At 63.1% G+C, this 20,916-nt stretch carries 17 protein-coding genes; 5 read left to right on the top strand and 12 right to left on the bottom strand.

Annotation, left to right across the window (positions count from 1 at the left end; all coding sequences use genetic code 11):
- Positions 1–93: 93 nt before the first annotated feature.
- The 3 genes from BCV67_RS13305 to BCV67_RS20360 all read right to left on the bottom strand — a co-directional run bounded on the left by BCV67_RS13305 (position 94) and on the right by BCV67_RS20360 (position 3,971).
- On the bottom strand, positions 94–900 hold the full coding sequence (locus tag BCV67_RS13305; RefSeq protein ID WP_062169252.1) for a DUF4123 domain-containing protein: 807 nt from the start codon (positions 898–900) through the stop codon (positions 94–96).
- A 12-nt stretch (positions 901–912) separates the two neighbouring features.
- Positions 913–3,690, bottom strand: coding sequence for a type VI secretion system Vgr family protein (locus BCV67_RS13300; protein WP_062169254.1), 2,778 nt, complete (start codon positions 3,688–3,690; stop codon positions 913–915).
- A gap of 74 nt (positions 3,691–3,764) precedes the next feature.
- Positions 3,765–3,971 (bottom strand): hypothetical protein, encoded by a 207-nt coding sequence (locus BCV67_RS20360; protein WP_156455868.1) that lies wholly within the window; start codon positions 3,969–3,971, stop codon positions 3,765–3,767.
- A 167-nt stretch (positions 3,972–4,138) separates the two neighbouring features.
- Here BCV67_RS20360 and BCV67_RS13295 point away from each other — a divergent pair, with 167 nt between their 5' ends.
- A complete protein-coding gene (locus BCV67_RS13295) occupies positions 4,139–4,402 on the top strand; it encodes a hypothetical protein (RefSeq protein ID WP_062169256.1) in 264 nt (87 codons plus the stop codon).
- Positions 4,403–4,894: 492 nt separating this feature from the next.
- On the opposite strand, the gene proP is transcribed toward BCV67_RS13295, so the two are convergent.
- The 4 genes from proP to BCV67_RS13275 all read right to left on the bottom strand — a co-directional run bounded on the left by proP (position 4,895) and on the right by BCV67_RS13275 (position 9,419).
- Positions 4,895–6,388 (bottom strand): glycine betaine/L-proline transporter ProP, encoded by a 1,494-nt coding sequence (gene proP / locus BCV67_RS13290; RefSeq protein WP_156455869.1) that lies wholly within the window; start codon positions 6,386–6,388, stop codon positions 4,895–4,897.
- Between the two features lie 339 nt (positions 6,389–6,727).
- On the bottom strand, positions 6,728–7,075 hold the full coding sequence (locus tag BCV67_RS13285) for a DUF2809 domain-containing protein (protein ID WP_197430012.1): 348 nt from the start codon (positions 7,073–7,075) through the stop codon (positions 6,728–6,730).
- A gap of 73 nt (positions 7,076–7,148) precedes the next feature.
- On the bottom strand, positions 7,149–7,703 hold the full coding sequence (locus tag BCV67_RS13280) for a DUF3228 family protein (protein ID WP_062171772.1): 555 nt from the start codon (positions 7,701–7,703) through the stop codon (positions 7,149–7,151).
- Between the two features lie 102 nt (positions 7,704–7,805).
- Positions 7,806–9,419, bottom strand: a complete 1,614-nt coding sequence (locus tag BCV67_RS13275) for an APC family permease (RefSeq protein WP_062169262.1) — start codon at positions 9,417–9,419, stop codon at positions 7,806–7,808.
- A 695-nt stretch (positions 9,420–10,114) separates the two neighbouring features.
- On the opposite strand from BCV67_RS13275, the gene BCV67_RS13270 reads away from it, so the two are divergent.
- From BCV67_RS13270 to BCV67_RS13260, 3 genes are all read left to right on the top strand, one after another.
- A complete protein-coding gene (locus BCV67_RS13270; protein WP_062169264.1) occupies positions 10,115–10,867 on the top strand; it encodes a COG4705 family protein in 753 nt (250 codons plus the stop codon).
- 103 nt (positions 10,868–10,970) lie between these two features.
- A complete protein-coding gene (gene metF / locus BCV67_RS13265) occupies positions 10,971–11,801 on the top strand; it encodes a methylenetetrahydrofolate reductase [NAD(P)H] (protein WP_062169266.1) in 831 nt (276 codons plus the stop codon).
- Between the two features lie 46 nt (positions 11,802–11,847).
- On the top strand, positions 11,848–12,474 hold the full coding sequence (locus tag BCV67_RS13260; protein ID WP_062169268.1) for a DUF4124 domain-containing protein: 627 nt from the start codon (positions 11,848–11,850) through the stop codon (positions 12,472–12,474).
- 31 nt (positions 12,475–12,505) lie between these two features.
- Here BCV67_RS13260 and BCV67_RS13255 read toward each other — a convergent pair whose 3' ends face one another.
- From BCV67_RS13255 to BCV67_RS13245, 3 genes are all read right to left on the bottom strand, one after another.
- Positions 12,506–13,450, bottom strand: a complete 945-nt coding sequence (locus BCV67_RS13255; RefSeq protein ID WP_062169270.1) for a Nudix family hydrolase — start codon at positions 13,448–13,450, stop codon at positions 12,506–12,508.
- 380 nt (positions 13,451–13,830) lie between these two features.
- A complete protein-coding gene (secA, locus tag BCV67_RS13250) occupies positions 13,831–16,542 on the bottom strand; it encodes a preprotein translocase subunit SecA (RefSeq protein WP_062169272.1) in 2,712 nt (903 codons plus the stop codon).
- A 180-nt stretch (positions 16,543–16,722) separates the two neighbouring features.
- A complete protein-coding gene (locus BCV67_RS13245; protein ID WP_062169274.1) occupies positions 16,723–17,673 on the bottom strand; it encodes a M23 family metallopeptidase in 951 nt (316 codons plus the stop codon).
- A gap of 12 nt (positions 17,674–17,685) precedes the next feature.
- Between BCV67_RS13245 and BCV67_RS13240 the strand changes: the two genes are divergently transcribed.
- Positions 17,686–18,120 (top strand): DciA family protein, encoded by a 435-nt coding sequence (locus BCV67_RS13240; protein WP_062169276.1) that lies wholly within the window; start codon positions 17,686–17,688, stop codon positions 18,118–18,120.
- Between the two features lie 223 nt (positions 18,121–18,343).
- Here the strand turns inward: BCV67_RS13240 and lpxC are convergent, their stop codons facing one another.
- Positions 18,344–19,255 (bottom strand): UDP-3-O-acyl-N-acetylglucosamine deacetylase, encoded by a 912-nt coding sequence (gene lpxC / locus BCV67_RS13235; RefSeq protein ID WP_062169278.1) that lies wholly within the window; start codon positions 19,253–19,255, stop codon positions 18,344–18,346.
- 281 nt (positions 19,256–19,536) lie between these two features.
- Positions 19,537–20,763 (bottom strand): cell division protein FtsZ, encoded by a 1,227-nt coding sequence (gene ftsZ, locus BCV67_RS13230; RefSeq protein ID WP_057627546.1) that lies wholly within the window; start codon positions 20,761–20,763, stop codon positions 19,537–19,539.
- Between the last annotated feature and the right edge of the window lie 153 nt (positions 20,764–20,916).

Below are 20,916 nucleotides of genomic sequence, written 5' to 3'. Positions count from 1 at the left end.
TCCACTGGGATGTAGTACTGCTGCAACACCGTTGTCTGCCACGACTTAGGCGGCCCACCATACCGTTTACAAGGAAGAGTTTCCCTGCGGCGTTCAAGCGACATCATCCCGCTGAACTAGCAGTGATTGCGAATGTAATGCTTCCAGAATCGAGCGGTAGACTGCCGCGGACAGCATCAACGGATCGCCCTCGAACTCATCAAGCACCGCTTGAACGCCAGCATGGATCCGCGCCGGGAACGGTCCCAAGGTGCCAAATGCATCAGGCCGCGAATGTAGATAGGCGATAACCATATCCGGAACAGCCGCAATTTGAAGCCGACGACGCTGCTCAATCGTCAAATCATAGGGCCGCACCTCGGTCCAAGATCGGGCATGCCCCAGCCCGTCGATTCGCGCAAATTTTCCATCCCGAGTCACGTACCACCAGCTCTCGACCCCTGCAAGGAACCGTTCCTTCTGCGATGTCGATAGTGCGGCAACCCAGGTTGGTAAGCACCGCGTATCTGCCAGCCTCACCAAAAAGCTCCCGCCCTCCGCGCGCGCCTCCATTTGTGCTTGCAGATGCATATAGGCCTCATCCAATCCTCCGTTGAACAGCAGCAACGAGAGCATCGGACAACCGCTCGACAAGGTACATAGTTCCACCAACGCTTTCCGGCGCTGCTCGAGATCCAGCGGCAACTCCAACAATGAAGGAGTCAGCTCCGCTGCAGGACCTTCGCTGCCAAAGCGCTCGTACAAGCGAAGTGTCAGAAAGTTCCCCTCCAGCCGCGCCCGTTCGCGAGCCCCACAGAACGCCAGATCAAGCAATGCGAAAACTGGACGATCCTGCGGAAGAAATTCCATCACGTCGTCAACAACGGAAGACGAAAACAGATCGATGTAGTGACGATTCATTTGAGTACTCCATCAACCATTTTTGGCCGCCAAAACCTGACCCTTCTTCATTGCCTGCAGCAAGCACTCCCAACAAATCGACTCGCGGAAAGCAGGCAATGGATAGGCCTTCTGCACCGGCCCAACAAACGACTTCTTGCTCGCATGCACTGTAATCGTGCCCGGACAGTTGAACGTGATGTTCCCGCCTTCGATGGTCAGGCTGGCGCCGCCCGACGTAGCAATGTGGATCGTCTTGCCTGCAGCAAGCTCCACCACGCCCTGCGCGCTGGCTGCGCGTAGCGCCTGCCGCGATTGCAGGCGCACTTCGTCGTGTTGGGCCTGCACGTTCAACTCGCCGGTGCCGGCCACCACGCTCAAAGCGCTTCCGCCTTCGGCGCCGCCCTCTACCGCACAGGCCAACATGCCGATGGCCTGCCCAGCGTGCAGGCGGGCGTTGCCCATCACCGCGGTGTCGCTGTCGCCACCGCTGGCCAGCAGCAGGCCTTCGCCCACCGACCAGTGCAGGGCCTGCCCTGCGACGTGTGCGATGCCTGCGGGCGCGGCAAAGCCGAGCAGCGGGTCGCCGCTGTGCGGGACGCGGCCGCTGCCTGCTGTGGCCTGACGTTGAGCGGCTTCGCCGCTGGCGGCGTCGAATGCCGCGCCGGCTACCGTGGTCTTGGCGCTGGCCAGCATTGCGGCCAGTGGCGCCTGATCCGGCACGATGCTGGAGCGCTCCTTGCCACGCGCGCCCTCCTTCATCACCAGCGTACTGGTCAGGTGGGTGCGTGCGGCTTGGCTGAAACGGGTGCTCAGGCTTTGCAGTTGGTTGAGCAGGGCCGCTGGCTGTACGACTTCGCCAGCCGGGGTGTCGCTGCGGTGCGCGTAGGCGCTGAACCATGCGCCGGAGCTGGCGCGCACCGCGCCCCAGGCGTCGCTGCGCAGTTCAAAGCCGGTGCCGCGCAGGCTGCCGAGGAAGTTGTCGGCCTGGTGGCGCAGATGACCAAGGCTCAGCTGCGAGGTCTGCTGGCTGCTGGCCAGCTGCACGCGCAGTTGCTGGTCGCTGTCGTCGAACAGAAGGTGATTGCTGCCTTGGCCGCCCTCCCATTCGCGCGAACGGATGCCCCAGACAGCGCCCGCATTGCGGTGGGCGTCGTCACCCGCGCCAGCGGCGTGCCATGCCGGCGCCTGCCCACCACTCAGGTTGCCCTGCGCACTGCTGCTGCCATCACGTGCCTGTGCGTAGGCGCTGCGCTCGGCATCGGCCTTGGCGCCCGCCGGCGTCGGCGCAACGCCGGCCTCACCGCGGCCGTTGTAGAGCGCGCCCAACACGATGGGCCGGTCGATATCGCCGTCCAGAAAGCCCACCAGCACTTCCTGGCCGATGCGCGGCAGGAACTGCGCGCCGACACCGGGGCCGGCGTAACGCTGGGCAACGCGCAACCATGTGGTATCGGCCTCGCCATTCTGGAAATGGAAGCAGACGCGGATGCGGCCCATGCTGTCCGCGTGCACGTCCTGGCCCTTGCAGCCGTGCGATGCCACCACGCGTGCGGTCTGGTAACCGGGCGCGGTGGGCCGCGGATTGAGCCGCTGGCCGGTGCCGTCCACCAGTGCTGGCCGCCACGGCATCGCGCGTTCAGTCGCCTGGAAGCGGTTGGCGTAGCCCACCTTCTCGGCCTGCTGCCATAGCACGGCATCCGCATCGGCGGTGGGCGCCTTGCCCAGCGCCGCGTCCATTGCCTGACGAACATCGGTGGGCAGGTTGTTGATGCCGGCGTGATCCACTTCGGTCAACAGCAGTTCCGGTGCTTCAGCAAACGGCGCCTGCTGTACCTGCAACCAGGTGCCGGATTGGAAGCCACGCACCGTACCCTGCCCCAACCAGGTGCGGCCGTGCACTTCATGCGCCTGCGCCTGCAGCTTGGCGTACCACGCTGCCGCAGCGGCATTGCTGAAGGCGTACGCCCCCACCGGGTCGTAGCTTTCACGCTGGGATTGATCGCCGCCGCCATCCAGCGGCAGCTGCGCGCTGATGCCGCGCACGGAGCGGTAGTCGTCACTGAGCAGGCTGATCCGGGTACTGCGCAGCGCACGCCGCCGCCCCAGCACCTGGATGCTGTCGCTGGACTCGGTGGCATCGCTGCGATGGAAGCGCACACCGACTGTGGCACTGGCCGCGTCCTGCGGCAGCGCCACACTGTCAGCGAAGATCTCAATACTGTTGCCGCAGGGTGCTTGTTCGTCCTGACACAGGCGCCAACCCAAGCCTTCCTCGGCTAGCAGCCGTTGCACGAATGCCAGATCGCTTTCGCGGTATTGCACGCAATAGCTGCGCACGCGCGAAGCAATGAAGTCATCGCAACCTTCGGCCCAGCGCCAGTTGGCCAGATCCGGGTAGTCCTCGAGCACGCTGTCCACAATCTGGCGAACAGTCTTGTCCTGGAATACGCGGCTATGCCGCGCGTGCTGCAACCACCAGGTCCAAGACTGCAATGACAGACGGTAGCGCACCAAGCCGCCATCACTGCCAATGCGGCTAGCCGATGCAATCAGGCCGCTGCGGCGTTGTTCGTCGCCTTGCGCGGTGCGCATCAACAACACTGCCGGCTTGGCGATCAGTGCCTGCAGATCAACGCCTTGGTCAGTGGAAAGTATGTCCACCTCGGTAACGGCATGTGCGGACAAAGCATCGCGCCCCCGCCAACGTTCGACCACGTTGCTGCCAAAGTCGTCGCACTGCAGTTGGTACTGGCGTTGTGCATTGCCCAGCACAGCGACCTGCACCATCAGGTTATTCAGCTTATCCATGCCTATTCCAGATGTGATGACTGTCTGCAATCTGCAGACACAAATCGGATTCCTTTCGCGGAATTTACCAGAAGTCAGCGGCGCGGGTTTTCACGGCACGGTACTGCAGCCACCGTACCTTGCCAACGCCCCATCACCACTACGGCAGTCGCCGTAAAGTCATGGAATCTTTTGTTTTCAATGGTTACCGATGTTCTGGAGTCGGTCAGATAAGCCTTCTGACGCGCAATATCGGTAACGATCAGCCATGGAATTGAGATTCGTCCCGAATGTCCGAACAAGGGAACGATCCAATGTCCGGCGGATGCTCTGACACCGCATCTGCGCAGATCAAGCGGTGCAAGCGCAATTGCGCGATGATTGGCTCGCCATCATCCGGATTCAGCCGTATCCAGCACTTCACCCACCCGCGTTGCCCTGCACTACCACCGAGCCAAGGACCCGCCACATGCAGTGGATTGATGATCTTGAAGTGGATGCCTGGAACACCGTGATTGAAGAACTTGTCTGGCACCTGCGCAACGGCCGCACGCCCACTGCGATAAGCCGCCAGCGATTGCCGGAGCAAGGGGTCGAGTTCCGCTTCGATGATGTCGCCCCGACGTTTCTGCCGGTGGAGGAAGATGCGTTTGAAACGCATTGGAAGGAAGCCATCGCCATCATCGCGCGCTTCCCGCAGCTCAATGCGTTGCGCTTCCGTTGCAATGTTTGATTTGCGAAGGCATAGCGCAAGCACATAGCCCGGGTAAGCGCAGCGCACCCGGGGAAATGATCCTGCGATCTTTCAGACTGTCTAAGGAACGAAGTGGTAGTGCCGAGCCATGCTCGGCAGAGGCTTTCCTAGTAGAGCCCAGCCGAGCATGGCTCGGCTCTACACAGTCAAAAGCCAACCCCTCCCCAACCCTCCCCTTCGCTGCGCGAAAGGGAGGGGGCGAAGCGGTAGTGCCGAGCCATGCTCGGCAGAGGCTTTCCTGGTAAGGCCTTGGCCGAGCGTGGCTCGGCTCTACCCGGGCAAAAGCAAACCCCCTCCCCAACCCTCCCCTTCGCTGCGCGAAAGGGAGGGGGCGAAGCGGTAGTGCCGAGCCATGCTCGGCAGAGGCTTTCCCGTAAGGCCCTGGCCGAGCATGGCTCGGCTCTACCCAAGCAAAAGCCAACGTTTCCCCGGCCCTCCCCTGCACCTTCGGTGCAAGGGGCGGCATCCTGATCACACCAGATCAGGATGCCGATCGATCAAGGCCTGCTTGCGTCGCTCAAGGTTAGCGAGCTTGTCCTGCATATCGTTGATCTCCACGTCCAGGCCATCAACGCTGGCCTCGATATGGTCGTATTGCTCCTGCAGCAGCTCGCGCGCCTCGCGGCGGCTACCCGCATTCGGCGTATCACCGCGCATCGGCTTGTTGGCTGTTTCGTGCATGAAATACGCGGTAACCAGGCCGATGGCTGCGACCACCATCAGGTAGTAAGCCGGCATCATCAGGTCACCGGTGGTTTCCACCAACCAGGCGGCGAGCGTCGGCGTCACACCAGCAATGATCACCGAGATGTTGAAGGCACTGGCCAGCGCGCTGTAGCGCACGCGCGTCGGAAACATTGCCGGCAAGGTTGAAGCCATCACGCCGATCAGGCAGTTCAACAGCACCGCCAACAGCAACAGGCCAACGAAGATCCAACCGGTGTTGCCGCTGGTGATCAGATGGAAGGCCGGTATCGCCGCAACCAACAAACCCAGGCTGCCAGCAGCAATGAACGGCCGGCGGCCGATGCGGTCACTGGCCATGCCGACGAAGGGCTGCACGAACAACATGCCCACCATCACCACGATGATGATCAGCACACCGTGGTCTTCCGAATAGTGCAGGTTGTGCGACAGATAGGTAGGCATGTACGTCAGCAACATGTAGTAGGTGACGTTGGTGACCAGCACGATGCCCACACAGACCAGCAGCGAACGCCAGTATTTGCTGACGATTTCCTTGAACGAGATGCGCGGCGCACTGCCTACCGCATCCTGGTCGTCCTTCTCCATGCGCTCCAATTGCTCGGTGAATGCCGGGGTTTCTTCAGCGGCGTGGCGCAGGTACAGGCCGATCAGGCCAAGCGGCGCAGCAAGGAAAAATGGAATACGCCAGCCCCATTCCAGAAACTGTTCTTCGCCGACGATGCTGCTCAACAGCACCACCACACCGGCACCGGAGACAAAACCAATGATGGAGCCAAAGTCCAGCCAACTGCTCAGAAAGCCGCGCCGCCGGTCAGGTGAGAACTCTGCAACGAAGACCGCCGCACCGGTGTATTCACCGCCCACCGAGAAGCCCTGCGCCAGCTTGCACAACAGCAGCAGGATCGGCGCAAGGATGCCGATGCTTTCATAGGAAGGAATCAAGCCGATGCAGAAGGTACTGATGGCCATCAGGATGATGGTTGCCGACAGCACTTTCTGCCGGCCGAATCTGTCCCCCATTACCCCGAAGAACACGCCACCCAACGGCCGCACCAGGAACGGTACCGAGAACGTAGCCAGTGCGGCGATGGTCTGCACACTGGGCGATGCCCCGGGGAAGAACACCTTGCCCAACGCGTAGGCGACAAAGCCGTACACGCCGAAATCGAACCATTCCATCGCGTTGCCCAACGCCGCGGCGGTGACTGCTTTCTTTACTTTCGCCTTATCGATGACGGTGATGTCGTCGATTTGCATCGGCTCATTGCGGATAGTGGATTCACCTGTAGACATGACAGGACCAGTCCTCCCCTTACTGAGTGGTTTGCGTGCTTGGCCATGGCTTGCATGAGCTCGCGCAGGCCGTAATGCGCACGAAGGAATGCCCCGCGACAAAGGCCACGGGAACGGTCAGGGACAGAAAAAACCGGGATCATCCCGGTAAGGCGTAGTGCCGGCTGTCCAAGCATCAACAGGCAGGTTGCCTGAGCGCGAGCGCTGGATGATGCTGAGCCGGCTCATTCTACGCGAACAGCCGTTAAGGCTTGTTAAAGACGCGTCCGCCGCACGTCAGGCAGACGCGTCATGCGTTGGACATCAACGATGAATGCGCAACAAAGCGCGCGCCAGCAGCAGGATCACGCCGGTGGCGATGCAACCCACTGCATAGCAGATGATGTCGCCCCACGAGAAGGTATTGCCGATTACCGTATACATCACATCGCCGCGCACGTAGCCCAGACGCTCGGCGACGTGGAAATACTGGGCCATCTCGATACCGCAGGCGAATACGAACACCATCAGCAGCACCAGGTAGTCGTTGATGCGCAGCACGCTGCGGACCATTGCATACAGCAGCACCACTACCAGCACATCGCCCAGATAGGCACGCACCCACGACACATGTGGCAGACGCGTGGCGATCACCACTTCAATCGCGAACACCAGCATCGCCAAAAAAATGTGCCAACCACTCAGGCCAAATAGACGCGTCGGTCTGGATGTATGCAGCAACGAATCAGCGCCAGTTTGCATTGGCACCCCAGAACTCCACCGCACGCGCATACGCCGCACGGTCAATCGGCACACCGGAGCCGCCCTCTTCCACGCCCAACGCGTTGCGCATCATGGTGATCGGCGCCATTGGTATCTCTTCGGGCGTGGCGGTATACAGGCAACCCACCACTCCCCAATCTGCCTCGATCGGCGAACCTTCCTTCTGCAGCTGCTCGCGGCTGTAGAGGATGACCACCAGGTAGTCGGCCACGGCCGGCTCCACGCCCTCGAACCAGCGCACCAGCACCGGCAACTCCTCGCGGCTGCGCGCCTCGTAGCCGGAGCGCAGCAGATGGCGGTTCTGCTCGGTAATAGGCACGGTCAGGCAGCGGGTGCTGGTCCAGTTCCGGTAGACATGCAGCTTGCAGAACGGCGCGTAACCATCGAGCACCTTGTCGGCGGCATGTGCGTTCAAATACTGCTCGAACGCCTCTGCGCTGCTGTCCTGGATGGTGTTGGCACGCGGAGTGCGCGGAAACAGGCGGGTACGTGCAAACGGCGTCAGGTAGATGGACATCAGCGCTTCCAGCAAAGAATGCCGATATTGTCGACGATCACCACGAAGACCGGAACCGCCGCGCCTGTCTCAGTGTAGCCGCGCAGCCACGATCATCTCCCATCAGCCATGCGCCCGCGCTTCGCGCTCTGCCACATCCATCGATGGCGTGCGCCAACCCGAATGGACGCCCCACAAGTAGAACACTACGCCGATAGCCGCCACCAGCAGCAGGTCCCAGCCGTAGCTGAGGTAGCCGGCACCGCCGAACGCGGTGCTGCCCGCCCAAGACACCAGCGCCAGCAGCGGCAGATAGCAGATCAACCACAGCGCGCCCTTCAGCTGCCGCGAGAAATCATGCCAGCCGATCTTGCGCTGGTAATAGATGTAGATCGGCAGCGCCACCACCATCAATAAGATGATCTCGCCGGTCAACGGCCAGCGCGCCCAGTACAGCAGTTCGGTGGCCATCACGAAGGCCACGCCCGCCAGCAGCGGCAGGCCGATGATCCGCAGCGGGCGATGCAGATTCGGCGCGGTGCGACGCAGCGACATCACGCTGATCGGCCCGGTCATGTACGAGATCACCGTGGCTACCGAAATCACCGCCGCCAACGTGCCCCAGCCACGGAAGAAGAACAGGAACAGGAACGACACCGCCAGGTTCAACCACATTGCCGGGCGCGGTACGCCCCAGCGCGGATGGATGTTGCCCAACAGCTTGGGCGCGGTGCCGTTCTGCTGCATGCCGTAGATCATGCGTGCGGTGGTGGCGGTATAGGTCATGCCAGTGCCGCTAGGGCTGACGAAAGCATCCACATACAGCAGCACCGCCAGCCAATGCAGGTTAGCGATCAGGGCAAGTTGAGCGAAAGGCGAACGGAAATCGATGCCATGCCAACCATGCTCGGCCAGCATCTGTGTCGGCACCGCGCCGATGTAGGCCACCTGCAGCAGCACGTAAACCACCGCTGCCAGCAGGATGGAGCCCACTACTGCAAACGGAATGCTGCGGCCCGGATTGCGCGCTTCACCCGCCAGGTTCACCGGACTCTGGAAGCCATTGAAACTAAAAACGATGCCGGCCGTCGCGATGGCGGTGAGGATCGCCGAGAAATCCAGTATCGGCGTGCCCGCCCCTTTCAGTCCGACCGAGAAATTCTCGGCATGAAAGCCGCTGGCGATCAGCGCCACACCGGTAAGCGTCGGCACGATCAGCTTGAACATCGTGATGATGCTGTTGGAACGCGCGAACAGCTTCACGCTCCAATAGTTGATGAGGAAATAGATGACCACCAGCACCGCCGCGATCATCAGCCCCGCGTGGCTGAGCTCACCCATGCCGCCGGGCTGCTGCACATACATGTTCTGCGCCCACTGCCACGGCCATGACGCCATGTATTGCACCGAGGCTTCGGCTTCGACCGGGATCACCGAGACAATGGCGATCCAGTTGGCCCAGGCGGCGATGAAACCCACCAGTGAGCCGTGCGAGTAATGGCTGTAACGGACCATGCCGCCGGATTCGGGGAACATCGCGCCGAGTTCGGCATAAGTCAGAGCGATGGTGAGGATGATGGCCGCACCCAGCACCCAGGCCCAGATCGCCCCCGGCCCGGCCAGGCCCGCCGCGCGCCATGCGCCGAACAGCCAGCCGGAGCCGATGATCGAGCCCAGGCCGGTAAGCATCAGGGCGATGGGGCCGACGTCGCGGCGGATGGCGCTGGAGGCGTTCATGGTGGCTTTCCAGATAGGGCGACACCGGTACGGTGCTGGCGGCCGATCATCGCAAACCGGATGTTAAGTGAGGCGTCGTTTTGCGCGGAAAAATGTTGCGGCCAGAACTGGCACAGGTAGCGCATGGCCGCGGTTTATTGATATGCCGGCAACGGCAAAGCCAGGCCTCCCTCATCTTCGCTGCGCGGTGCCGTGTAGTGCCGAGCCATGCTCGGCAGACGCTTTCCTGGTAGAGCCCCAGCCGAGCATGGCTCGGCTCTACCCAGTCAAAAGCCAACCCCTCCCCAACCCTCCCCTTCGCTATGCGAAAGGGAGGGCGCAAAGCGGTAGTGCCGAGCCATGCTCGGCAGAGGCTTTCCTGGTAGAGCCCTAGCCGAGCATGGCTCGGTTCTACCGAGTCAAAAGCCCCCCCAACCTTCCCCTTCGCTACGCGAAAGGGAGGGAGCGAAGCGGTAGTGCCGAGCCATGCTCGGCAGGGGGCTTTCCTGGTAGAGCCCTAGCCGAGCATGGCTCGGCTCTACCAAGTCAAAAGCCAACCCCTCCCCAACCCTCCCCTTCGCTGCGCGAAAGGGAGGGGGCGCCGGCTGCAATCTGCTGCACGGGGCAATGAACCGTCGCTTCACCGCCTACATGACTACGACGCGCCTCCGACAACTGTCCATCGAAAGTTAGGCCACACCCGCACGAGCGCTGCCATGTCTGCCACCGAAGCCCTCAGTAAAGTCCCTGCCATCACGCTGGGCTTCTGGGTCACCAAGATCCTCGCCACCACCTTGGGTGAGGTGGGCGGTGACGCGGTCACCATGTCGATGAACCTGGGTTACCTGCTGGGCACGGTGCTGTTTGCCACGGTCTTCGCCGGCGCTGTATTCGCCCAGATCCGTTCACCGCGCTTCCGCCCCTGGATCTATTGGTTCGCCATAGTCGCCAGCACCACCGTCGGCACCACCCTGGCCGACTACGTTGATCGCTCATTGGGCATTGGCTACACCGGCGGCACCACCCTGCTGCTGGGCCTGCTGCTGATCACCCTGCTGGTCTGGCAGCGCAGCACCGGCAGCATCTCGGTGACCCGGATCAACTCACCGCGCAGCGAGCTGTTCTACTGGCTGACCATCACCTTCTCGCAAACCCTGGGCACCGCCCTGGGCGACTGGGCCGCAGACACCCAGGGGCTGGGCTATACCGGCGGTATTGCCCTGTTTGCCGGGCTGCTGACGCTGGTGGCCCTGCTGTACGCCCGCACCCGCATCTCCCGCACCGCCCTGTTCTGGTCCGCCTTCATCCTTACCCGGCCCTTGGGCGCGGTGGTCGGCGACTTCCTCGACAAACCGCTTGACCATGGCGGCCTGGCCTTGAGCCGCTATGCCGCCTCTGCAGTGCTGCTGCTGGCCATCGTTGCCTGCATCGCCCTGCTGCCACAACGCCCTGCCAGCGTGGCCCACTGAGCCTCATTCCGCGGCCTGCCTCCAGTCTCGCCTGAAACAATTGCACATCCATCTTGATGGAGAGATATAATTTCCGGCAACCCGTCACAGCCGGCCGTTTCCGATGACCGCGATCAGCTTCGAGTTCTACCCGCCCAAGACCGATGACCAGCGCGCCCAGCTGGACCGCACCGCTGTCAAACTGAAGCCGCATGCGCCCGAATACGTGTCATGTACCTTCGGCGCCGGTGGCTCGACGCTGAGTTACACCTCCGAAACCGTACGTCACCTCAACCAGCACCATGGCCTGCACGCGGCGCCGCATCTGTCCTGCGTCGGCGGGACCCGCGAGGAAATCCGCGAGCTGCTCAAGCTGTATCGCGCCATCGGGGTGAAGCGCATCGTCGCCCTGCGTGGCGATCTGCCTTCGGGCATGGGCTTCCCCGGTGACATGCGCTACGCCTCCGAACTGATCGCCTTCATCCGCGCCGAACACGGCGACGCCTTCCGCATCGAAGTAGGTGCCTATCCGGAAACCCACCCGCAGGCCAGCGATGCCCTGGCCGATCTGCAGCACTTCAAGACCAAGATCGATGCCGGCGCCGATGCCGCCATCACCCAGTACTTCTACAACGCCGATGCGTATTTCCACTTCGTCGATGCCGTGCGCAAGCTGGGCGTGGAAGTGCCGATCATCCCCGGCATCATGCCGATCTCCAACTTCAGCCAGCTGCGGCGGTTCTCCGAGCAGTGCGGCGCCGAAATCCCGCGCTGGGTGAGCAAGCGCATGCAGGCCTACGGCGATGACGCCGAGGCGGTGCGCGAATTCGGTGCCGATGTGGTTGCCGGGCTATGCGAGCGGCTCATCGTCGGTGGCGCACCGGCACTGCATTTCTACACGCTCAACCTGGCCAAGCCGACCAACGCCGTGCTCGAACGCCTCGGCCGCAGCTGAGCAGTTTTTCCTTCCTGCGCGCTCGGCCAACCGCTACGCTTGGCCGATGCGTCTGCTGCTGCTCCTGCTGATTACCTGCTCCGCCCTGGCGGTGTTCAACGTGCGCGCGCAGCAGGTAAACCGCTGCACCAATACGCAGGGCCAGACCGTCTACGGCGACAAACCCTGCGAAGTGATGGGCGCGCGCGCACGGCTGCTGCCCAACACACGCAGCGCTGGCGGCAGCGGGCTATACCGTGACAGCTGCGCGCGGCGGCTGAGCGAACTGGTCGCGCAGATCCAGTCAGCGGCCGATACGCGCGACCCCAACCGTCTATCGGGCATCTATCTGTGGAACGGGCTTTCCAACGCAGCCGCCACCCGGGTCATGGACCGGCTGGATGAAATCGTGCAGCGGCCGCTGATAGATATCGCACCGGTATTCCCAGAAGAACCCGCCTACGTGCCGGCACCCAACGAGCCGTTCACCTACACCGATGGCACGCCGGTCGATGCAACGCAGGTGGGCAGCAACGCCACCGACCCGCAGGCGCAGGTAGTAAGCCCTGTCGCCAGCGGCCCGCGCCGCCCCATTGCGTTGCGGCTGGAGCAGACCCTGCCGCGCAGCGCCACGCCGACGCGGACCATCCTGCGCTTGCGCCGCCAATACAACTGCTTCTGGATCACCCTGTAAGCGCGTTGTGCAACGCTGACAGCCGCTCAGCTCAAGGCTGCGGCCATAACGCACGGATCGCGGCGACGCCCAGAGCCCCGTGCCGGCGTGCGGTTTGGACATCGTCAGCGGCCATGCCGCCGATGGCGTAGATCGGCAGCGAGACCCGCTCGCGCAGCGCGACGAATGCGTCCCAGCCCAAGCCGGCGGCATCAGGATGGCTGGCGGTGGCCCGGACCGGCCCCAGCACGGCGAAATCACAGCCCAATTGCTGTGCCGCCTGCAGCTGCACCAGGTCATGGCAGGATGCGGCCACCGGCGATGATTCCGGCAGCGGCCGTGCCTGCAACTGCAGCAGTTGCTCGCTGCCCAGGTGCACGCCGACACCCAGCTCGCGGGCCAGCGCGATATCGCGATTGAGCAGGATTTCAGCGTGTTTGCCGAAGCGCTCCACCACGGTTCTGGCCAAGCTTTCGCGCCCCGCCGCCATTGGCGTGCGCAGCTGGATACGGCGGATGCCGCCAGCGATGGCGGCTTCCAGCGAAGCCAACCAGGCGTCCTCGTTCTCGCCCGGTTCGGGCGTGACCAGGTAGTGGCACGGTTGGCGCAGTGCAGCCACCACCGGCAGGTCGGCCGGCGGCATCGAGTAGCGCGACAGCTTGTCCGGCGTCACCCAGGTGATGGCCTGGCCTTCCCGGCCGCGCGCGGTGCCTTTCCAATGCTGCACACGACGCACTTCCAGGCGCAGGCGCTTGTCCGGGTAAAGCTGCGGCACGTCCATCAGCCATTCGCCCACCTCGGCCTCGATGCCCAGCTCCTCGCGCAATTCACGTATCAGCGCCTGCTCGGAGGTCTCGCCCGGCTCGCGCTTGCCACCGGGGAATTCCCACAGGCCAGCCATGTCACTGTCGCCGGTGCGTCGGTTGAGCAGGATGCGGCCGCGCGCGTCGGTGATGACGGCGGCCACGACGTGGATTGAGCGTGAAGGGGGTGTCATGGCTTGAGCATGCCGAAAACAGGGCACTTGGTGCAATCGTTCAGTGCGACCCCGCTTTTGTGGGAGCGGCGTCAGCCGCGAAGCTGGCGCACCGTCGGAGTGCGTAAATGATCGGTTCGGCGGGATTGTGAGCTTCGCGGCTGACGCCGCTCCCACAAAATCCGACCAGCTAGTGCCGGGCCATGCTCGGCAGGGGATTTACAAGCGATGCGTCGGAAGGCTCATCAGCTTCGCGGCTTACGCCGCTCCTACAAAAACCCGGCCCTGTAGTGCCGAGCCATGCTCGGCAAAGGCTTTATCGGTAATGCCCCTGCCGAGCATGGCTCGGCACTACGGGGCAAAGGCCCAAAAAAAAGCCCCGCGCTTGGCGGGGCTTTTGGTCAGTTCAGTTGGCCGTGGCAGTGCTTGTACTTCTTGCCACTTCCGCACGGGCAGGGGTCGTTGCGGCCGACCTTGGGCGCGTTGGCCTCGTCGAGCACTTCCGCCGCTTCCTCGTCGGCGCTGTAGCCGCCGTTGTCCTGGTGCTGGAACTGCGACATCTGCAGGCGGGCTTCGGCCTGCTGGCGCTCCAGCGCTTCCATCGCCGCCACTTCTTCCTCGCTGCGCACGCGCACGCGCGACAGCATGGTGATCACTTCGCACTTGACGTTCTCCAGCATTTCCGAGAACAGCTCGAAGGCTTCCTTCTTGTATTCCTGCTTGGGCTGCTTCTGCGCGTAACCACGCAGGTAGATGCCTTGGCGCAGGTAATCCATGCGCGCCAGGTGCTCCTTCCAGCTCTGGTCGAGCACGGTCAGCATGACGTGCTTTTCCAGTGCGCGCATGGTCTCGGCGCCAACGGCCGCCTCCTTCTGTGCGAAGTGCGCGTCCATGTGGTCCATGACCTTCTGCGCGATCGCTTCGGCATCGAGTTCTTCGTGTGCCTTGACCAGGCCGATCACGTCCATCTCCACGCCCAGCTCGCCTTCCAGCGTGGCCTGCAGGCCCTGCAGGTCCCACTGCTCGTCCACCGAGTTCGGCGGCACGAAGCGGGTCACCAGGTCGTAGATCACGTCGCCGCGGATGCCGTCGATGTTTTCCTTGACCGACTCGGCGTCCAGCAGTTCATCGCGCTGGCCGTAGATCACCTTGCGCTGATCGTTGTTGACGTCGTCGAAATCGAGCAGGTTCTTGCGGATGTCGAAGTTGTGCGCTTCCACCTTGCGCTGCGCCTTCTCGATCTGACGGCTGACCATGCGGTCTTCGATGACGTCGTCTTCCTTCATGCCCATCATGCGCATCGCCTTCTGCACCCAGTCAGAGGCGAAGATGCGCATCAGGTTGTCTTCCAGCGACAGGTAGAAGCGGGACGAACCCGGGTCACCCTGACGGCCGGAGCGGCCGCGCAGCTGGTTGTCGATACGGCGCGATTCGTGGCGCTCGGTGCCGACGATGTGCAGGCCGCCAGCAGCCTTGACCGCTTCGTGACGTTCCTGCCATGCCGCCTTGACCGCAGCCTTCTGCTCGGCGCTGATGTCTTCGCCCAGCTCGTGCAGTTCGGTTTCCAGCGAGCCGCCGAGCACGATATCGGTACCACGGCCGGCCATGTTGGTGGCGATGGTGACCGAGCCCGGGCGACCGGCGTTGGCAACGATGGTCGCTTCGCGGTCATGCTGCTTGGCGTTGAGCACTTCGTGCTTCACGCCCGCCTTGCGCAGGTGCTCGGAGAGCATCTCCGAGGTTTCGATCGAGGTGGTACCCACCAGCACCGGCTGGCCGCGCTTGGCGCATTCTTCAATGTCCGCCAGCACCGCATTGAACTTGCCCTTGCGGTTGAGGAACACCTGGTCCGGGTAGTCCTTGCGCACGGTCGGCTTGTTGGTGGGAATGACCAGCACTTCCAGGCCGTAGATGCTCTGGAACTCGAACGCTTCGGTATCGGCCGTACCGGTCATGCCGGACAGCTTCTTGTACATGCGGAACAGGTTCTGGAAGGTGATGCTGGCCAGCGTCTGGTTCTCACGCTGTACCGGCACGCCTTCCTTCGCTTCCACCGCCTGGTGCAGGCCGTCGGACCAGCGGCGACCGGCCAGGGTACGGCCGGTGAATTCGTCGACGATGACCACTTCGCCGTCGCGCACGATGTAGTCCACGTCACGCTGGTAGATGGCGTGCGCGCGCAGTGCGGCGTTGAGGTGGTGGACGACGGTGAGGTTCTGCGCGGCGTACAGGCCGTTGTCGTTGTCCGCACCGATGATGCCGGCTTCGCGCAACAATTCTTCGGCGTGCTCCATGCCCGCTTCGGACAGGAAGACCTGCTTGCCCTTTTCGTCGACCCAGTAGTCGCCCTCGCCTTCCTCGGTTTCCTGCTTGATCAGGCTCGGCACCACGCGGTTGACGCGGATGTACAGCTCCGGGGAATCGTCGGCCGGGCCGGAGATGATCAGCGGCGTACGTGCTTCGTCGATCAGGATGGAGTCGACTTCGTCGACGATGGCGTAGTGCAGGCCGCGCTGGTAGCGGTCAGCCTTGGACAACGCCATGTTGTCGCGCAGGTAGTCGAAACCGAATTCGTTGTTGGTGCCGTAGGTGATGTCGCTGCCGTAGGCCTCGCGCTTGTCGCTGTGCGGCATGCCCGGGTAGACCACGCCCACGCTCAGGCCCAGCCAGTTGTACAGCTTGCCCATCTGCGCGGCATCGCGGCGGGCCAGGTAGTCATTGACCGTGACCACGTGCACGCCCTTGCCTTCCAGCGCGTTGAGGTAGACCGGCAGCGTAGCCACCAGGGTCTTGCCCTCACCGGTACGCATTTCGGCGATCTTGCCCAGGTGCAGCACCATGCCGCCGATCAGCTGCACGTCGTAGTGGCGCATGCCCAGCACGCGCAGGGAGGCTTCGCGGCAGACCGCAAAGGCTTCGGGCAGGACCTTGTCCAGGGCTTCGCCGGCGGCGATGCGCTCACGGAACTCGGGGGTCTTGGCCTTCAGCTGGTCATCGGAGAGCTTCTGCATCTCCGGTTCCAAGGCATTGATCTTGGCGACGATACGGTTGAGCTGGCGAAGCTGGCGCTCGTTACGGCTGCCAAAAACGCGGGTAAGCAGGCTGTTGATCATTGAAGGAACCGGTTTGAATGAAATGCCGTGCGACCTGGCTCACCCCCTGGGTTCACCGGTCACAAACGAAACAGGGCGCAATGCGCCCTGTCGATGGCAACGCCTATTGTAGCTTGGGGCGGACGCTTGGGTTTCAAGCGCCCCGCAACAAGTCAGCCGCAGCTGACCTGCCGGTCCCGATCAGCCACGGCTGAGACGGCCGACCGGCGTATTGCCGCCCTCGCCGAGGAACTTGCGCGGGTTCATCACCATGCCGTTCTGCCAGACCTCGAAGTGCACGTGGGCGCCGGTGGAACGGCCAGTAGAGCCCGCCTTGGCCACTTCCTGGCCGGCCCGCACCAGCCCGCCTTCACGCACGGTCAGGCGCGAATTGTGCGCGTACAGGGTCTTGTAGCCGTTGCCGTGGTCGATTTCGACCACATTGCCGTAGCCGCCCTTCACACCGGAAAAGCTGACCACGCCATCGGCCACGGCCAGCACCGGGTCACCGACGCGGGCGTGGAAGTCCATGCCCTTGTGGTTGCCGGCACCACGGCCGAACGGATCGGCGCGGCCGCCGAAGTTGGAGGTGATGTAGGTGTTGCGGATCGGCATGCGCGAAGGCACGGCGTTCAGCTCGAGCTGGTGATCGAACAGCAGCGATTCCATCACCGACAACTGCTTGCCTGAAGCAGCAAAACGCTGCTCCAGCACCTGTAAGTCGCTGTTTACCGCGCTCACCGGGATATCCTGGGTCGGGCCGGGCTCGCCTTCACCCATACCCGGGGTTTCCTGGAAGTCGAACTCGCCGTCTTCCAGCTTGCCCATCTGGGTCAGGCGCTCGCCCAGGGCGTTGAGCCGGGTGGCCTGCGCCTGCAGCTCGCCGAGGCGGGCGGCCAGGGCGTTGACCTGGGTCTGCGCATCAGCGCGTACCTTGGCCAGTTCCTGCTGCTGATGATCAACCTTGGACTGCAGGGCCGAATCACCCACCATGCCGATGGCCAGGCTGAGCGCCACGCCCATCAGGCAACCGACGCCGAGTACGCTACCCAGCAATGCCTGCGGGCGGTCCTCGAAAAACATCTGAACGCGGGAAAAGGGCGTCTTGGCCTTCTGTTCACGCGTTTTGATTACGATCTTTTTAAATGTCATTGAAGAATTCTTATGTCAGAGCCGAAATCCAGTGTTCGTTCCCGTTCCGCGCCCAAACAGGCGCTGGAAGCGGCGATGGCGGACAAAGCAGGAAATCCGCTGCGCCGGGCCTTGTGGCTCGATGCGATGGACCGGCAATTGCGCCCCCATTTGCCGCCGGCGCTGGCTAACCGTTGCCGGTTGGCCAATGTGGACGGCGAACACCTCGTTTTTCTCGTCGAATCGCCGGTGTGGCACGCCAAAGTGAGGCTTGCCGAAGACCAGCTGCTCGACGCGGCCCGATCCATCGGGCTGAAGGCCACCCGAGTGACCGTCAAGACTGCGACCGCGTCCGCGCACTCCCCAGTGCGTAACGACCAACGCAGTACCGCAGTAAGCGAAGCCACGCATAAAGGACTGCGCGACGCATTGGCAGCCCTGCAGGATGTGAAATCCACAAAATCCTGAAGGCCACCGGGAACCTGATCGGCCCCGGTCTCCATCTTCACGCCGCAAGGACAGAATTGGAGGCCGCAGGAATCCTAGCCGCGGAATGCAGCGAAGGAGTTAGTCTTTTGTTAATTATTCGTTAAATTCAGACTTGAACCCCGATGGGGTTCACAAATTGATGACATTTAGGACTAGTCGTAGTCCCAAGCACCAATTCTCTTACGACCCGCCCGGCCAGAACTCAGGCGTAGGCCGGGACGCCGTACAGGACCGGATCGGCAGCCACCGGTGAGTCGTAGCTGGCCCATTCCCAGGCGCTCTGGTCGGCCAGCAGGGCCCGCACCAACTTGTTGTTGAGCGCGTGGCCGGACTTGAAGCCCTCGTAGGCACCCAGCACCTGGCCGCCGGCCAAATAAAGGTCACCGATGGCGTCGAGGATCTTGTGGCGCACGAACTCGTCGGTGTAGCGCAGGCCGTCGTCGTTCAGCACACGGAATTCATCGAGCACGATGGCATTGTCCATCGAGCCGCCCAAGCCCAGGTTGCGCTCACGCATGTATTCAAGATCGCGCATGAAGCCGAAGGTGCGGGCGCGCGAGATTTCCTTGATATAGGCCGCCGAGGAGAACTCGATCTCCACCCGCGACTGCTTGGCCGGGATCATCGGGTGATCGAACTGGATGGTGAAACCGAGCTTGTAGCCCTCGTACGGCTCGAAACGGGCGACCTTGTCACCGTCGCGTACCTCCACCGTCTTGAGGATGCGCAGGAAGCGCTTGGCCGCGCCCTGCTCGACGATGCCTGCGGACTGCAGCAGGAACACGAACGGGCCGGAGGAGCCGTCCATGATCGGCAGCTCGGCCGAGGACAGCTCGACGATGACGTTGTCCACGCCAAGGCCGGCAAGTGCCGACATCAGGTGCTCAACGGTCTGGATCTTGGCGCCTTCACAGGTCAGACCGGTGCACAAAGTGACTTCGGTGACCAGATCGGCACGCGCCGGCACTTCCACCACCGGGTCCAGATCCACCCGCCGGAACACGATGCCATGGTCGACCGGCGCGGGACGCAGGGTCATGTAGACCTTGTCACCGCTGTGCAGGCCGACGCCGGTGGCGCGGATCGTGTTCTTGAGAGTGCGTTGCTGGATCATGTGTGTAAGGCCGGAGGGGCCGCGCAGGCGCAGCCAGGGGGACAAACAAGAATAACACGCGTTAACACAGGCCCTGTGCGCAGCAAAAACCGCGCGTCAGCGACCGTCCAGCACCAAAATATCGCCGGGCCGGCCTTGGCCCGGCGATAAAGGACATGGTATTCCCACCGGGGTGGACAGCCCCGGCGTCTCGGTTCTGTATCCGGAGCCTGCCCTGCCCGGACCACGGCGCCGTCGCCGGCGTACGCGATGACCGGGCCTGAGCGGCCCCTGCTAACGCATCAGTCAGCCTGGCGGCGCAGGAACGCCGGGATGTCCAGGTAGTCGTTCGGCAGCTCTGCAGCGGCCGGCGACGCCGACGAGGTGGAAGCAGACACGGTGTCCGAGCTCGGACGACGCAGGCCCATGCCCATGGTGTTGCCCACGGCCTTGGCCACGGCATCGGCCGGGCTTTCGTACTCTTCAAACTCGGCCTGGCCGGTGGTGGCATTGCGGACCAGCTTGATCGGGCCGCGTTCGCCGGGACGCTGTGCGTTCTTGGCAACGGCACGGTTCAGGCCGGTGGCGACCACGGTCACCTTGATCTCGTCACCCAGATCCGGATCGATCACGGTACCGATCACCACAGTGGCATCTTCCGAAGCGAAAGCGTGCACGGTGCGGCCGATTTCGTCGAACTCGCTCATGGTGATGTCGGTGCCGGCGCTGATGTTGACCAGCACGCCATTGGCGCCGGCCAGGTTCACATCGTCCAGCAGCGGGTTCTGGATGGCGGCTTCGGCAGCAGCCTGGGCGCGGTCATCACCGCGTGCGGTGCCGGTGCCCATCATGGCCAGGCCCATTTCCGACATCACGGTGCGCACGTCGGCGAAGTCGACGTTGATCAGGCCCGGGCGCACGATCAGATCGGCGATGCCCTGCACGGCGCCCTGCAGCACGTCATTGGCAGCGCGGAAAGCCTGCACCATGGTGGCGTTGCGGCCGAGCACGGTGATCAGCTTTTCGTTCGGGATGGTGATCAGCGAATCGACGTGCTGGCTCAGTTCTTCGATGCCCTTCAGTGCCACCTGCATGCGGCGACGGCCTTCGAACGGGAACGGCTTGGTGACCACGGCCACGGTCAGGATGCCCATTTCCTTGGCCAGCTGTGCCACCACCGGCGCAGCGCCGGTACCGGTGCCACCGCCCATGCCGGCGGTGATGAACACCATGTCCGCACCCTGCAGGGCGTCCATGATGCGCTCACGGTCTTCCAATGCGGCCTGGCGGCCGACTTCCGGGTTTGCGCCTGCGCCCAGACCCTTGGTTACGTTGGTGCCCAGCTGCAGCTGCAGCTTGGCACCACAATTCTTGATGGCCTGCGAGTCGGTGTTGGCGGTGATGAATTCCACGCCGTCCACGCTGCTGTTGACCATGTGCGCCACGGCGTTGCCGCCGCCGCCGCCCACGCCAACGACCTTGATCACCGCGTTCGGTGCCATCTTTTCAATCAGTTCGAAATGCGCCATGTCCATGTCCTCTCTATTGCCGTGATTGGGTCGAGCATCCGGGAAGAATCCTTCTCCTTCTGCGCCCGCCTGCACCGGCGAGTTGTTTTAGGTATACCGCTTCGGGTTGCCCCTGCACGGTGGTTGTTGCCTGCTTCAATGACTGCGTTACTG

The sequence above is a fragment of the Stenotrophomonas nitritireducens genome (assembly GCF_001700965.1).
Taxonomy (GTDB): domain Bacteria; phylum Pseudomonadota; class Gammaproteobacteria; order Xanthomonadales; family Xanthomonadaceae; genus Stenotrophomonas; species Stenotrophomonas nitritireducens_A.
Note: the sequence above shows the minus strand (reverse complement) of the source record. Positions and strands in the feature narration are given on the sequence as shown.

Coding starts and splice junctions, on each gene's coding strand:
- BCV67_RS13255 (WP_062169270.1), bottom strand. CDS start 13,450: ATGACACCCCCTTCACGCTCAATCCACGTCGTGGCCGCCGTCATCACC.
- lpxC (WP_062169278.1), bottom strand. CDS start 19,255: ATGATCCAGCAACGCACTCTCAAGAACACGATCCGCGCCACCGGCGTC.
- BCV67_RS13300 (WP_062169254.1), bottom strand. CDS start 3,690: ATGGATAAGCTGAATAACCTGATGGTGCAGGTCGCTGTGCTGGGCAAT.
- BCV67_RS13270 (WP_062169264.1), top strand. CDS start 10,115: ATGTCTGCCACCGAAGCCCTCAGTAAAGTCCCTGCCATCACGCTGGGC.
- proP (WP_156455869.1), bottom strand. CDS start 6,388: ATGCAAATCGACGACATCACCGTCATCGATAAGGCGAAAGTAAAGAAA.
- ftsZ (WP_057627546.1), bottom strand. CDS start 20,763: ATGGCGCATTTCGAACTGATTGAAAAGATGGCACCGAACGCGGTGATC.
- BCV67_RS13260 (WP_062169268.1), top strand. CDS start 11,848: ATGCGTCTGCTGCTGCTCCTGCTGATTACCTGCTCCGCCCTGGCGGTG.
- BCV67_RS13275 (WP_062169262.1), bottom strand. CDS start 9,419: ATGAACGCCTCCAGCGCCATCCGCCGCGACGTCGGCCCCATCGCCCTG.
- BCV67_RS13245 (WP_062169274.1), bottom strand. CDS start 17,673: ATGACATTTAAAAAGATCGTAATCAAAACGCGTGAACAGAAGGCCAAG.
- BCV67_RS13280 (WP_062171772.1), bottom strand. CDS start 7,703: ATGTCCATCTACCTGACGCCGTTTGCACGTACCCGCCTGTTTCCGCGC.
- metF (WP_062169266.1), top strand. CDS start 10,971: ATGACCGCGATCAGCTTCGAGTTCTACCCGCCCAAGACCGATGACCAG.
- BCV67_RS13240 (WP_062169276.1), top strand. CDS start 17,686: ATGTCAGAGCCGAAATCCAGTGTTCGTTCCCGTTCCGCGCCCAAACAG.
- BCV67_RS13305 (WP_062169252.1), bottom strand. CDS start 900: ATGAATCGTCACTACATCGATCTGTTTTCGTCTTCCGTTGTTGACGAC.
- secA (WP_062169272.1), bottom strand. CDS start 16,542: ATGATCAACAGCCTGCTTACCCGCGTTTTTGGCAGCCGTAACGAGCGC.
- BCV67_RS13295 (WP_062169256.1), top strand. CDS start 4,139: ATGCAGTGGATTGATGATCTTGAAGTGGATGCCTGGAACACCGTGATT.